We start from the raw sequence: 13,122 nt of genomic DNA, 5'->3' as shown, positions 1-13,122 counted from the left end.
CGGCCATGCTCTCGGGAACCCTTTCTTCACAGGCCCGGATGACCACGCCAGCCAAACCCGACATCGACGTCCAGATCCGCCGCGGCCCGCTCCACCGCCTGATGGGCGTGCGCATCGCCGGCACGGGCAACGCCGTGGGCAGCCAAGTCGTCTCGAACGACGACCTCGCCTCGCTCGGCTGCGACGCCGACTGGATCATCCAACGCACCGGCATCCGCGAGCGGCGCCACGCCGCCGAGGGCGAGACGACCGGCTCGCTCGCCACGGCCGCCGCCGAGCGCGCGCTCGAAGCGGCCGGCGGGTCCCGCGATGAGGTCGACCTGCTGCTCTTGGCCACCTTCACCCCCGACCGCCTCTGCCCGCAAACGGCCACCTCGGTGCAAGACAGCCTGGGGTTGAATTGCCCGGCGATGGACCTCACCTCCGCCTGCGCGGGGTTTGTGTACGCCTTGTTCACCGGCGCCCAGTTCATCGCCACCGGCGCGGCGCGGCGGGTGCTCGTTGTCGGCGCCGACGTGAACACCCGCGTCATCAACCCCAACGACAAGAAAGTCTTCCCCCTGTTCGGCGACGGGGCCGGCGCCGTGGTCCTGGAACGGGGATCCGACGAGCAGGGGATGATGGCTTACACCTTCGGCGCCGACGGCTCGGGCGCCGACCTGCTCACGCGTTACGTCGGCGGGGTCGAGCAGCCGTTCTCGGCGGACCTCGGCTGCGGCGACGCCGCCCAGTGGCTGCTGTCGATGAACGGCAAGCCGGTCTTCAAGTGGGCCGTGCGTCTCTTGGAAGACACCTTCGCACACGTGCTCGAAGCCGCCGGACGCGACACCGACGCCGTCAAGCTGTGGCTGCTGCACCAGGCGAACGCCCGCATCCTCACCGCCGCGGCCGACTCGATGGGCATCCCCGCCGACTTGGTGGTCAAGAACATCGACCGCCTAGGCAACACGTCGGGCGGCAGCATCCCGATCGCGCTGGACGAATCGGTCCGCGAGGGCCGCATCGCCGAGGGCGACGAACTGATGCTGTGCGGTTTCGGCGCCGGGCTGTCGTGGGGCACGGCGCTTTGGAAATGGTGATGCAAGACATCCCTTCCCCATGGGGTGGGGGACCCTACGTGACTATCGACATCAACTAGTTCGATGTCGCCTTCGCACAAACGGACTTAACCGAGGCAACGCCCGCATGGCGAAAAAGCTCCCCCTCCGCAGCAAAGTCAAACCCGCCGACACGTGGGACCTCTCGAGCCTGTTCCCCTCGGACAAGGCGTGGGAGGAGGCGTTCGTGAAGTGGGAGAAGAAGATCAAGCGGTACGAGTCGTTCCGCGGCAAGTTGGGCGATGGGCCGGCGGCGCTGGCCAAATGCCTGAAGTTCGACAGCGCGTTCGACCGCGACGGCGAGCGGATCGCTTACTACGCGATGCTCAAGACGACCGAGGACCAGGCCAACAGCCGCTACCAGGAGATGAGCGGCCGCTACGAGGGCGCCGCCAGCCGCGCCGCCCAGGCCGCCAGCTTCATCCGGCCTGAGATCCTCGGACTCTCGCAAGCCAAGCTCAAGAAGTACCAAACGGCCAAGGAGCTGGCGCCTTACCGGCTGACGCTCGAGAGGCTCGTGCGCTACAAACCGCACACGCTCTCGGACGCCGAGGAGAAGCTGCTCGCCATGCAGAGCGAGATGGCGGGCTCCACCAGCCAGATCTTCCGCCAGCTGACCGACGCCGACCTGAAGTTCGGCACGGTCACGGGCGACGACGGCAAGCCGGCCGAGCTCTCGCAGTCGAGCTTCGCGGTCTTCCTCCACTCGCCCAAGCGCTCGGTGCGCAAGGAGGCGTTCACCAAGTTCTACGAAGAGTTCGCCGACCACGAGAACGCCCTCGCCGCCACGCTCAAGGGCTCGATCCAGAAGGACGTCTACTACGCCCAAGCGCGCGGCTACTCCTCGGCCCGCGAGGCGTCGCTGTTCGGCGACGACGTGCCGGTCAGCGTTTACGACAACCTGGTGAAAGCGGTCCGCTCGCGGCTGCCGGCGGTGCACAAGTACTTCGAGCTCCGCCGCCGCAAGATGAAGCTCAAGGAGATCCACCAGTACGACACGTACGTGCCGATCCTCAGCGAGCTCGACACGCGGCACACCTGGGACCAAGCGGTCAAGAAGGTGATCGCCTCGCTCGCGCCGATGGGCGACGAGTACTGCAACACGCTCGAGGCGGGCCTCCGCGGCCGCTGGTGCGACCGCTACCCGAACAAGGGCAAGAACTCCGGCGCCTTCTCGGCTGGCTCGTTCGACGGCGACCCGTTCATCCTGATGAACTACCAGCCCGACGTGCTCGACCACATGTTCACCCTCGCCCACGAGGCGGGGCACTCGATGCACAGCTGGTACTCGGCCGGCAACCAGCCTTACGAGTATTACAACTACACGATTTTCGTCGCCGAGGTGGCCAGCACCTTCAACGAGCAGCTGCTCAGCGGCTACCTGATGGAGCAGGCGAAGAGCGACAAGGAACGCGCCTACTTGCTGAACCGCGAGATCGACGCCATCCGCGGCACGATCGTGCGGCAGACGATGTTCGCCGAGTTCGAGAAGCTCACCCACGAGCTGGCCGAGGCGGGCGAGGCGCTCACGCTCGAGCGGTTCCGCACGGTCTACCGCGAGTTGCTCGACGCCTACTTCGGCGAGAAGTTCGCGATCGACGAGCAGCTGGAGCTCGAGTGCCTGCGGATCCCGCACTTCTACAACGCGTTCTACGTCTACAAGTACGCCACCGGCCTGTCGGCCGCCATCGCGCTGAGCCAGCGCGTGCTGACCGGCGGCAAGGAAGAGCTCGGCGACTACCTGTCGTTCCTCAAGGGGGGCTGCAGCAAGTACCCGCTCGAGCTACTGCGCGACGCCGGCGTCGACATGGAGAGCCCCAAGCCGGTCGAGACGGCGCTCGATCACTTCGAGCGGCTGGTGGACGAGCTCGACACGCTGCTGTAAGGCGCCCAGCCGCGGGCCAACTCCCCGCGGGCCCATTCCTAGGGTCGGTCGCCTCGAAACGGACCCACGGTTCTTGTGTCGCCAGTGAGTGGCAAATAGGGTGGGGGTTTCCCGCCGACCGCTCCCCAGCGCCCCGCCTGCCGTGCCCGCCGACGCTCCCCCCCACACGCTCACGGTCATCGTGCCGTGCTACAACGAAGAGGCGACGCTCGAGCGGTGCGTCGACCGTGTGCGGGCGATCGCCTCCGACACGCTGCGGCTTGAGATCCTCATCGTCGACGACTGCTCGGCCGACCGCAGCCGTGAGATCGCCCACGCCCTGGCCGAGCGCTGCGAAGAGGTCCGCCTGCTCACGCACGACGTGAACCAGGGCAAGGGCGCCGCGCTGCACACCGGCATCGCCGCCGCCAGCGGCGACTTTGTCGCGGTCCAAGACGCCGACCTCGAGTACGACCCGCAAGACCTGCTGCGGCTTATCAAGCCGCTCGTCGACGGCCAGGCCGAGGTCGTCATGGGCTCGCGCTACCTGACGCACGGCGCCCACCGGGTGCTCTACTTCTGGCACTCGATGGGCAACCAGTGCCTGACGTTCCTGTCGAACATGTTCACCGACCTGAACCTCACCGACATGGAGACCTGCTACAAGGTCTTCCGCCGCGACCTGATCCAGTCGCTCCCCTTGCGAGAGAAGCGGTTCGGCTTCGAGCCGGAGGTCACGGCGGCCGTCGCCCAGCGGCGCGTTCGGATCGTTGAGATGGGCGTGTCGTACTACGCCCGCACGTACGAAGAGGGAAAGAAGATCGGGCTGCGCGACGGCCTGCGGGCGCTGTATTGCATCGTGCGCTACAACGCCCACAACCTGCCCGCACCGGTGCAGTTCCTGTCGTACGTGGCGATAGGCGGGCTCTGCGCGGTGGTGAACCTGCTCGTGTTCCTCGCGCTGCTGCGCGGCGGCGCGGCGGCGGGCGTCGCGGCGCCGATCGCCTTTGTCGTCGCCGCGGCGGTGAACTACTGGCTCTGCATCAAGCTGATCTTCCGCCACCAGGCGCGTTGGGGACGCTACTCCGAGCTCGCCGTCTACGCGGCCGCGGTGCTGGCGGTTGGCCTGGTCGACCGGGCGACGACCCTGGCGCTGCTGGCGGCGTTCTCGCCCGCTGGCGCCAAGCTGACGGCTACGGCTGTCGGCCTGGTGCTCAACTTCCTGGCGCGCCGTCTCGTGGTGTTCCCCGAATCGAACCGCGGCCCGTGGCAGCCGCAAGAAGACGAAGCCCCACGCAGCTATTGAGCCTTCCCGGCTCTTTTGCTTTTCTCTGTCGGGCTGGGAGGCCCGATGCGGATCTCCTGGGTGTTCCGCCTGGCGCAGCAACGCGCCGAGCGGGTGTTCCACCCGTTGAGCAAGGAGTCCGCCATGTCCTTACGACGCCCCGTATCCCGCCCCCAAACTCGCCGCCTGGCCTCCCTGACGCTTTGCCTAGGCCTGGCGCCCCTCGCGGCGGCGCCCGCCCTCGCCACGATCCCCTACGTCCCCGTGCCTTACGCGCCCGTGGCGATCGGCCCCGGGATCATGCCCCCGCCTACGGTTTTCGGCAAAGAGTACTCGCACGATTTCGACACCACCACCTCGCCCGGCGGCGCCCCCGATCCCGAGCAGGTGGTGCTGTGGGACGGCCTGGGCGGGGCGACCGACGGGGTCGACTTCTCCTTCACACGTCCCAACTGGGAACGCGAAGACCAGGTCGACGCGATCGCCAACCAGCACGACGCCCTGTTTGACCCGTTGTTGCGTGACGAGGCGCACCTCGTCTTCTCGCACGACGACGAGATCGCCGGCCGCAGCCCCCTCGGCGGCTTCGGCCCCACGCCGGTCCCACCCGCGGGGCCGCTGCTGCTGTCGAACGGCATGACGATCGGCGGCACGGGCGAGCTGAGCCACGAGATGGCCGGCGTCTTCTCACCCCCCTCTTCGCAGGGCGTGTGGGCCAAGCAGCCCGAGGTGAACGGCATGCCGCTCCCCAAAGACGTCGATGGCGCCGAGCTCTGGGGCCCCGAGCCCGATATCGAACTCGGTGGCCTGGGCGACACGAACAAGTACTCGCTCGACACCGACGCCGCCAGCGGCGCGTCGGTCTGGAACCTCTCGGGAACGAACTACCTGCCGCACGCCCTGGTGACCTCCGCCGTCGAGACGCTGCTCGGCCCGATCCCCGCCACGGCGTTCGCCTTATTCGACGATCGCCAGGGCCCGCAGGCGATCAACCTCGACGCGATGATGGTCAGCGAACGCGTGGGCGACAGCGACCGCTTCGACTTCCGCGGAGCGCACGACGAGGGGCTGCGGGTCAACCCCGAGGGGATCATCAAGACCGAGGGCGACGCGATCCTGTTCAGCATCAGCCAGATCATCGACCCCGCCGACCCGGACGGCTACTACTCGACCGGCAGCGAGCTGTTCGTGATGGACAGCGTTGGGGTGGTCGGCTTCCTGCGGCATGGCGGCCACCTGTGGGACCACGGCTACGCGCTCGGCGCCCTCCGGCTGGTGGGCGAGAACGGCGAGGAGACCGAGACCGTCATCGACATCAACGCCCTGGAGGCGGTCGCCGACCACGGCGAGGCGCCGGTGCTCACGGGCGACTACAACCTGAACGGCGTGGTCGACGCGGCCGACTTCACCGTGTGGCGCGACTCGATGGGCGCGACCGGCCTAGGCCTGGCGGCCGACGGCAACTTCGACATGGTCGTCGACGCGGTCGACTACGCCATCTGGCGGTCCAACTTCGGTATGACCGTCCCCTCGCCGGCGACCAGCATGGCCGTTCCCGAGCCGGCCGCCGCGGGGCTGCTGCTGGCGGCTGTGGCGGGGGTGCTGGCCCGGCGGCGTTCGGCCTGCTGACTCGCTACCGACGCGTCGCGACTCGATCTCACCTTCCTCGAACCGCCGTGGGCGACCACGGCGGTTCGCTCTTGCGCTATGGGGCTTTACGCGACCCGCACAACCCGGCCCGCATCGAGTACGCCGGCCATACAGGCCGCACCGTGGGGCTCCGCACTCAGCCGGCCCGGCCCGCGGACCGATCATCTTGCTACAGGCGTGTGGTGATCAACCGGCAGGAGGCCCGCTGCGATGCGAACCCAACGAATCATCCCGCTCGCCATAGCGATCGCGCTGCTGGTTTCGGCCCCGCTCAGCGCGCAGGAGACGACGGCCCCCGAGACGAGCGGCGGCTTCTCGCTCCGCAGCCTGTTCGGTCTCGCGCCGGCCGAGCCCGCCCCGCTGCCCGGCTTGCCGATCGCCTGGTCCAACGACGCCGGCGCCGCCCAGGCCGACGCCCGCCAGAGCCGCCGGCCGATCGTCGCCTACGTCACGTCGGAGAACTGCCGCTTCTGCCGCAAGATGGAGCTCGAGACCTGGACCGACGAGAGCGTGGCCGCCGAGGTCACGCGCCGCTTCGTGCCGCTCAAGCTCCACGCCGAGCGCGACAGCGAGCTAGTCCAAGCGCTCAAGGTGCGGGCCTTCCCGACGACGATCGTGTTCACGCCCGAAGGCAAGGCGGTTGGCGCCGCGACCGGCTTTTTGCCTCCGGAGAAGCTCGCCGGCCTGCTGCGCACGGCGGGCGCCACGCCGCAGGCGATGGCCCCGCGACCCGCGGTGCGTTGATCAAGTGGCTCTCACCGACGCAGACCGTCGCCACGCTGGCGTGGCCAATAATAGTTTGAAATCGCGCGTCTGAGAGTGCTCTGAAAAAGTTGCCCGTGGTAATCGGGGCTGAAAAACGCAGAGCAGCGGGCTGCGGAGCGGCAAACGGCCGGCTGAGTGCAGCGGCGGCGTGAAGAATACACCCCTGCGGCGCCCAATTATCTTTGTAACGGGCGTTTCACCTAATTTCGACAATCGCTTTTGGCCGCCGCGCGCAGCAGCGATTCTTGGCCACTCGCGATTTTGTTCTAAGTCGTTGCTATCAGGTCGATTAGCGGAGCGCAGCGGAGTCCGCTGAAGGCGGATAAGTCGCGCAAAGAAATTATTGGCCGCGCGTTTGAGTGGTCCTCAAGGGAGGGAACCACGACGACACGACGGGCACGACGATCAAGCGCACGAAGAAGGACGTAAGGGAACCACGACGGAACCAAGGAACGAAGACGGGACAAGAGAAGAAAGAACGTGAAGAGCGAGTGTCGCGGGGGCGGAGCCCAGGAGGCGTGCTCGCGACGCTTCCGCCCCAACCTCTTGTGCTACGCACCCCGACAATCACTCGGGCGTAAGGGACGGCTAGCAAAGCCTTAGCTCGTGACTGTCGGCGCCACCCAAGCAGCCAAGAGACGGCGCAAAAAAAGCCCGCCGCCCGAATCGATCGGGCGGCGGGCCGTCAGGCTCTGGAGTGACCCGCGAGGCGGCTCAGCCGCGGTTGCGGCGTGAACGCGCGAGGCCCGCGAGACCGAGGACCGCCAGCAGGGCGCTGGTGGGCTCGGGGACGAAGTTCAGCATCGTCGGGCCGTGGCCGTCGGCCGTGCTGCCTTCCTTGCTGTTGATGCGGTACTCGTGGCCGTTCTGGGCGACGTCCATGAACAGAAAGGTCACCAACCCGTCGGTGTCGTCGTTGAGGAAGTCCGTCAGGTCCAGGTCGTTCGTGTTCGACATGAACGGGAGCGGCTGGACGTCGACGCCGTCGAACGACAGCGTGCCCAAGAGCTCCACATCGCTGGTGAAGGCGAACGTGCCCTCGGCGGCCGCGTTGTCGACGCCTGCGGCGTTCGAGTAGTTCACGTCGGACTCGCCCCAGTCGTTGCCCAGGATGCCGCTGTCGGCCACCACGTCGTCGTTCAGGCCGTAGACATTCCACATGCCGCCGCTCGAGGGGCCGTTGTAGCTGCTCCCCGTGAAGTTGCCGCTGAGCGTGGCGTACTGGAAGAGAGAGGGGTCTACGCCGGTGATGTCGTAGCGGACGTAGCCGATGCGAACGCGCGGCGCTTCGTGCCAGCGGACTTCCCACTGGCCTTCGCTGCCGGTGTTGCTGGTGGCGCCACGGTTCGAGTCGTTGGCGAGCCGGGCGTCGGCGTCCGGAGCCAGCGAGACGCCAGCCGCCAGGGCCGGCGTCGTGATTGCGCCGAGAAGGCAGGCGGCGAGGGCGCATGCCGCGCCGCTACGCCAGAGTTGGGTTACCGTCATGAGCATAACCTCCAAGGGTGTTTGGGCGACGTGCGCCCGATCAAGAGAAGTGTTAAGAGTGAGTCGTGATGCGAAACTTCCAGCCAAGCAATGCGCGGCAATGGCTTGTGCAGCACTGCGGAACGCAGCGTGGCGTCAAAAAAATCCGATCGCAGGGGAAGCGACCGCCTCCGCCCGGGGACCTCTTCCCGACAGGTTCGGTTCGAGCGATAAGCGTGGTGATAAGCCCGCAACCTGCGGGGCCGCCATTTAGCATAAAACCTAAATATACTTGGGAGGCCCCACTTTCGGCCCCTTTAGGTTGCAATTGAAGGGCGTATTTACGCAATTTGCATCGTTCTGTGCCCCAAACCGTTGGGCGCCATGCCTGGGGAGGCCTGCTAAAGCTCTTCAGCAAGGCGAGCGTGGGCGACGGACGATTACCCCGGTGCATCGACCGCCATGATCGCTTCTCTGGCACTTTGTGCCCAAGCGTGAGTCTCAGCGAATGCGGCGCCCGCCAGAGGGGAGCCGCACGGCGCCCAGGAGGCGCTCCGACAGCGAGTCCGCCCCAACTCTTGGGCTACGTCTCCCGGCAGTCTCGCGCGTGCGGAGCGGCTCACGTCGCCGTTCGCTCGTGACTGTCGAGGCCACCCGCTCGTGCTAGAGGGGTGACCCGCGTGCGGCCCGCCGGCGTAGACTGTGTGGGCTCTGGAGAGAACCACGAAGGAACTAAGGAACGAAGACGGTCAAGAAGAGATAAGAACGGGTGGCCGCGACACTCGCTTGCGGTTGGCGCCATGAGCCGTTTGACTTTGCCGGGCGAGTGTCGGGGGGCGAATCCCAGGTGGCGAGGCGGCAACGAGTCCGCCCGACCCTCTTGTGCTACGCACCCCGACAATCACTCGGGCGTGCGGGCACTCGGGCGTGCGGGGCGGCTCACTGCGTCGTTTGCTCGTGACTGTCGGCGCCACCCGTGGGTATTTGGATGGCACACCGACTCGTTTCCAGTCGGGCGGCCATGCGATAGACGCCGGGGAGGTACGATACCGCTGACGCTTCATCGCACCCTGCGTTCTTAGCGGTACATCACACTGGCGCCACGCCAGTGGCACACGGGATCATGTCGCCAGTGCCACCAGTCAAGTAGAGTGTTACTGACGGTTGGTAGCCCACTTCGCGTGCGGCCGGCAACGGAGCCGATTTGCGTAATATTACAAGCCGCACTGGCCAGAGGTTCATGACGAATGGCATTCCATTTCTCGCAACTATTCTGGGGGCTGCTGCTCGTCATTCTCGATTTCTCACTCAACGGCTTCGACTTGCTTGTAGATGGCGTTGGGTATTTGATTGTCGCTGCCGGCTGCAGTGGTCTCTCGCCGTTGTCGACGAAGTTCATAACTGCGGGTATGCTTTGCTTTGTGTTGACTATGCTTTGGTTATTCGGTTTCGCCGTTCATGGTGCTCTCGCCGTCCCCTACGGATTGGTTACGATGGTCGTGGGCTGTGCGATGATGTGGCATCTACTCGGCGGTATCGGAGAGTTTGCAATGTCAAGACAGCGTCAGGATTTGGCTGATCGGGCGAGCAATCGCCGCGTTGTATACGTTGCGATCATGGTTGGCGCAGCATTGTTCGAGTTGGCCATGCAAGGTTCGCATACTGCTGGCCCGTTGGCGTTCATTCTCATCCTTGGCCTCGTCCTTGGCATGCTGGTTCAGATTGTGATGATCTTGCACTTGATACACCGCGTCAGAGATGAACTTGCAATGTAGTAAGTAGGGCGCATGGGATGCACCGCACCTGTTGGTGCATCCCATGCACCCCTACTCCTCCGCGACTCTGCGCGAGATCAACGCGTCAGCCGCTTCTCGGCAGGCAGCCGCGCTTGCAGCTCTGCTTGTCCCAGCAGCACGACGCCCTTCTCGGGGCGCATCAGGCGGTGCTCTTCGGCGAGGACCACCACGCCGGGCGGCAGCGTGGCCTTGAGGTTCTCGTACGCCTCGGCCGAGGCGACGACCAGCGAGCCGGGCGTCGTGAGGCGATCGCGGATGCGCTGCGGGTCGTCGTTCCTTTCGATCGTGCGGCCGAGGTAGTAGACCGTGGTCGGCCTGGTGTAACGGGTCGAGAGGACGTCGAACGGCTCGGCGTTGGGGTCGGCCGCTTCGAGTTGGCGGATGCGCTCGGCGATGCGTGGGCCGTCGGCGAATGGGCTCGCTTGGGGGGCGACCCACGCCATCGCGGCGGTGGTGAAAACGACGCCGGCGGCGGCGAAGCCGACCACCGCGCGGGTCGGCCGTGAGCTAGCGATCGCCGCCAAGGCGTAGGCGCCGCCCGCGGCCGGGATCAGGGCGACGGCGCCGAGGCGCCAACCGAGCGCCGAGTCGCCCTCCAGCAGCGCGATGGCCACAACGCCGAGCGCCACGCCGATGCCAACGCCGACCACCAGGAACGAGCCGACGCCGGCGGCCAACCAGCTGCGGAGCGAGACGCCCGCCGCTTGTTTGCTGCGGACCTGCTCGACGAGCCACGCCGCCGTGCCGACCGCCAGGGCGGCGTAGCAGGGGGTGACGTAGCTCGGCAGCTTGGTGGCGGCGATCGTGAAAACGACGAGGTAGGCGGCGACCCACGCGATCAAGAAGCCGTAAGAGGCGCTTTTCGTTGCGGGCCGGAGTTGCGAGCGGACCGCGGAGACCGTGGCCACCGGCAGGAAGCAGCTGGCGGGGAAGAAGCCGGCCATGATCGCGATGACGTAGAACAGCGGCGCCCCGTCGTGCCCCTCCATCGGCTCCATGAAGCGGCCGACGTTGTGCGTGCCGAGGAAGCCCGACAGGAAGTCGCCCCCCGTCGCCAGGCCGACGGCCACGTACCAGGGCAGGGCGACGAGCGCGACGATCACGAGCCCCAGCGGAAAGCGAACGGCGCCCAAGAGACGCAGCACGCGACGCGGATCGAGCGACGCACCGAGCCGCTCGGCGAGGCGTTTGTACCAGGTCGTGGCCGCGGAGCCGAGCACGGCCGGGTCGGGGTCGAGCAGCACGGCGAACAGGGCGATCACGGCCCCCGGCAGCACCAGGCCGACGGGGCCCTTGGCGAGCACCGCGAGGCCCATCGCCACGTACATCGCCGCGGCGACGCCGAGCGGCATCTTCTGGTCGGAGAGCGAGCCGCGGGACGTGTCGTTCAGGTCGCCGCCGCGCAGCCGGGCGACGCCCTTGGCGAACAGGTAGAGGGCGGCCGTCACGCAGGTGATCAGCAGGGCGTCGGGCGTGGCGGCGCGCGAGGCGACGGCGAACATCAGCGCGCTGCTGAGCAGCGCCGCGGCGAGCAGCCCGATGGTGCGGTCGAACAGCAGCCGGCCGAGGTGGTAGCAGAGCAGGGCGGCGCCAATGCCGCAGAGCGCTGAGGGCAACCGCGCCGAGAACTCGCTCACACCAAACATTGCGTAGCTGGCCATCATCAGCCAGTAGAGCAGCGCCGGCTTGTGGGCCCGCAGCTCGCCGTTGAAGGTGGGCGTGATGAGGTCGCCACGCTCGAACATCTCGACCGCGCAGCGGGCGTTGCGTGGCTCGTCGTCGTCCCACAACCGGGCGGCGCCGAGCTGAGTGAGAAACACCACGGCGGCGATCGTCACGGCGGCCCACGGGGCCAGTTTGGGCGAGAGTGCTAGCTTGGTCACGCTGTTGAGCTCCGGCATGGGATTCTGACAGGGCGCCGAGCGTAATGGATCACGCCCCAAGAGAACAGACAAACTAGGAGCCGAACGCTGTAAGGCACGGCGGGGCGGCGTAGTGCAGATGGTGGCTGGGACCTCCGAGGCTTACACCCGCCGGCTCCCGTATATCTGCTAGCGATGCGTGGTGGCTGGATGCTAGCGGCGCTTGCGTCCTTGGGAGATTCGTCCGCCGTGCGAAACTGCGCAAGCGAGGTCGACAGCACGGCTTCGATCCTGTATTTCGTGTGAATTCTCCGCGTGATAGCAGCAACCGCCTCAAGCCTCATGGCGCCTCAGGTCCGATGACAGAAGCCATGAGACCAACTTGCTCGGCGCCCGTTCAGGAGGGCGCCGACGCGACGACGCCGCTCGTGGCGCCGTCGACGGAGGCGTCGCCGGCCATGATTTTGCCGGTCAGCCGTCCGCCGGATGATACGGGGCGCCCGCCCCCCAACCACGAGTCGCCCGTTGGCCATTTCTAAGACAACACTCGCCGCACGCCGACGCCTCAAGCCCGGTGTGTTGGTCGGGCTGCCGTGGCGCACGACCTGCGTGCTGCTGGCCGCGGCGCTGGGCCTCGCCCTGGCGGCCGACGTGCGCGTGGCCGAGGCCTTTCACGGCTGGGACCCGCCGGGCGAAGTGGGCAACTTGTTGCAAGTGGCCGAGGTGTTCGGCAACGGCTTTGGCGTGATGCTCATCGTCGGCGTGATCGCCGTGATGGACCCCTCGAACCGCTACCGCAGCGGACGGATCCTGACTTGCGGCTTGGGCGCCGGGGTGATGGCCGACGTGGTCAAGCTGCTTGTCGCACGGAGCCGGCCGCGGTCGATCGATTTCGCGGCGGCGCCCGACCTGGGGCTGAACGACACGTTCCTCGGCCTGATGCCGATGTTGTCGCACGACTCGAACATCCAGAGCTTCCCGTCGGCGCACACGGCGTCGGCATTCGGCTTGGCCACAGCGCTCGTGCTGCTCTACCCGCACGCCCGCGGCCTGTTTGTGGCGCTCGCCGTGGCGGTGGGCATGCAGCGGGTGTTCGTGGGGGCCCACTTCCCGAGCGACACGGTGATCGGCGCCGTGGTTGGGGTGCTCTCGGCCCGGCACTGCCTGGGCGCCACGCGTTTGGGCCGGTTCTTCGGCTGGGCCGAGCGGAAGTACTTGCGTTTCTATGGAATCGACCCCGCCGAGCGGGCCGACGCGTTGGCCGAGCCGCCCGAGGCGACCGAGCCGGCGCGGCGTTGCGCCGCCTGACGGCGAGACGCGTACGGTTTCTTAGAATTTC

General features: G+C 67.1%; 9 protein-coding genes. 7 read left to right on the top strand and 2 right to left on the bottom strand.

The window, feature by feature from the left end:
- Nucleotides 1-38: 38 nt before the first annotated feature.
- The 5 genes from Mal64_RS06355 (at nt 39) to Mal64_RS06335 (ending at nt 6,640) form a co-directional block, all read left to right on the top strand.
- Nucleotides 39-1,079 carry a beta-ketoacyl-ACP synthase III gene (locus Mal64_RS06355; RefSeq protein ID WP_146398158.1) on the top strand — a complete coding sequence of 347 codons (1,041 nt, stop codon included), beginning with the start codon at nt 39-41 and terminating at the stop codon, nt 1,077-1,079.
- A gap of 106 nt (nt 1,080-1,185) precedes the next feature.
- The gene (pepF, locus tag Mal64_RS06350; protein WP_146398156.1) at nt 1,186-2,982 is read left to right on the top strand and encodes an oligoendopeptidase F; all 1,797 of its coding nucleotides are present in this window, start codon (nt 1,186-1,188) and stop codon (nt 2,980-2,982) included.
- Nucleotides 2,983-3,124: 142 nt separating this feature from the next.
- On the top strand, nt 3,125-4,267 hold the full coding sequence (locus Mal64_RS06345) for a bifunctional glycosyltransferase family 2/GtrA family protein (RefSeq protein ID WP_146398154.1): 1,143 nt from the start codon (nt 3,125-3,127) through the stop codon (nt 4,265-4,267).
- 45 nt (nt 4,268-4,312) lie between these two features.
- Nucleotides 4,313-5,875: a PEP-CTERM sorting domain-containing protein gene (locus Mal64_RS06340; RefSeq protein WP_146398152.1), complete on the top strand. Its 1,563-nt coding sequence runs from the start codon at nt 4,313-4,315 to the stop codon at nt 5,873-5,875.
- Between the two features lie 231 nt (nt 5,876-6,106).
- Nucleotides 6,107-6,640, top strand: a complete 534-nt coding sequence (locus Mal64_RS06335) for a thioredoxin family protein (RefSeq protein ID WP_146398150.1) — start codon at nt 6,107-6,109, stop codon at nt 6,638-6,640.
- Nucleotides 6,641-7,375: 735 nt separating this feature from the next.
- Here Mal64_RS06335 and Mal64_RS06330 read toward each other — a convergent pair.
- Nucleotides 7,376-8,146, bottom strand: a complete 771-nt coding sequence (locus Mal64_RS06330; protein ID WP_146398148.1) for a PEP-CTERM sorting domain-containing protein — start codon at nt 8,144-8,146, stop codon at nt 7,376-7,378.
- A gap of 1,226 nt (nt 8,147-9,372) precedes the next feature.
- On the opposite strand from Mal64_RS06330, the gene Mal64_RS06325 reads away from it, so the two are divergent.
- Nucleotides 9,373-9,900, top strand: coding sequence for a hypothetical protein (locus tag Mal64_RS06325; protein ID WP_146398146.1), 528 nt, complete (start codon nt 9,373-9,375; stop codon nt 9,898-9,900).
- A 77-nt stretch (nt 9,901-9,977) separates the two neighbouring features.
- Here Mal64_RS06325 and Mal64_RS06320 read toward each other — a convergent pair whose 3' ends face one another.
- Entirely contained in the window at nt 9,978-11,822 is a 1,845-nt protein-coding gene (locus Mal64_RS06320; RefSeq protein WP_146398144.1) for an ArnT family glycosyltransferase, read from the bottom strand.
- Between the two features lie 486 nt (nt 11,823-12,308).
- Here Mal64_RS06320 and Mal64_RS06315 point away from each other — a divergent pair, with 486 nt between their 5' ends.
- Nucleotides 12,309-13,091: a phosphatase PAP2 family protein gene (locus Mal64_RS06315; RefSeq protein ID WP_197525504.1), complete on the top strand. Its 783-nt coding sequence runs from the start codon at nt 12,309-12,311 to the stop codon at nt 13,089-13,091.
- Nucleotides 13,092-13,122 lie beyond the last annotated feature (31 nt).

Source organism: Pseudobythopirellula maris (genome assembly GCF_007859945.1).
Lineage (GTDB): Bacteria > Planctomycetota > Planctomycetia > Pirellulales > Lacipirellulaceae > Pseudobythopirellula > Pseudobythopirellula maris.
Note: the sequence above shows the minus strand (reverse complement) of the source record. Positions and strands in the feature narration are given on the sequence as shown.

What these genes read in the sequence shown, in the direction of transcription:
- Mal64_RS06330 (WP_146398148.1), bottom strand. Translation starts at nt 8,146, where the DNA reads ATGACGGTAACCCAACTCTGGCGTAGCGGCGCGGCATGCGCCCTCGCC.
- pepF (WP_146398156.1), top strand. Translation starts at nt 1,186, where the DNA reads ATGGCGAAAAAGCTCCCCCTCCGCAGCAAAGTCAAACCCGCCGACACG.
- Mal64_RS06335 (WP_146398150.1), top strand. Translation starts at nt 6,107, where the DNA reads ATGCGAACCCAACGAATCATCCCGCTCGCCATAGCGATCGCGCTGCTG.
- Mal64_RS06355 (WP_146398158.1), top strand. Translation starts at nt 39, where the DNA reads ATGACCACGCCAGCCAAACCCGACATCGACGTCCAGATCCGCCGCGGC.
- Mal64_RS06340 (WP_146398152.1), top strand. Translation starts at nt 4,313, where the DNA reads ATGCGGATCTCCTGGGTGTTCCGCCTGGCGCAGCAACGCGCCGAGCGG.
- Mal64_RS06320 (WP_146398144.1), bottom strand. Translation starts at nt 11,822, where the DNA reads ATGCCGGAGCTCAACAGCGTGACCAAGCTAGCACTCTCGCCCAAACTG.
- Mal64_RS06325 (WP_146398146.1), top strand. Translation starts at nt 9,373, where the DNA reads ATGGCATTCCATTTCTCGCAACTATTCTGGGGGCTGCTGCTCGTCATT.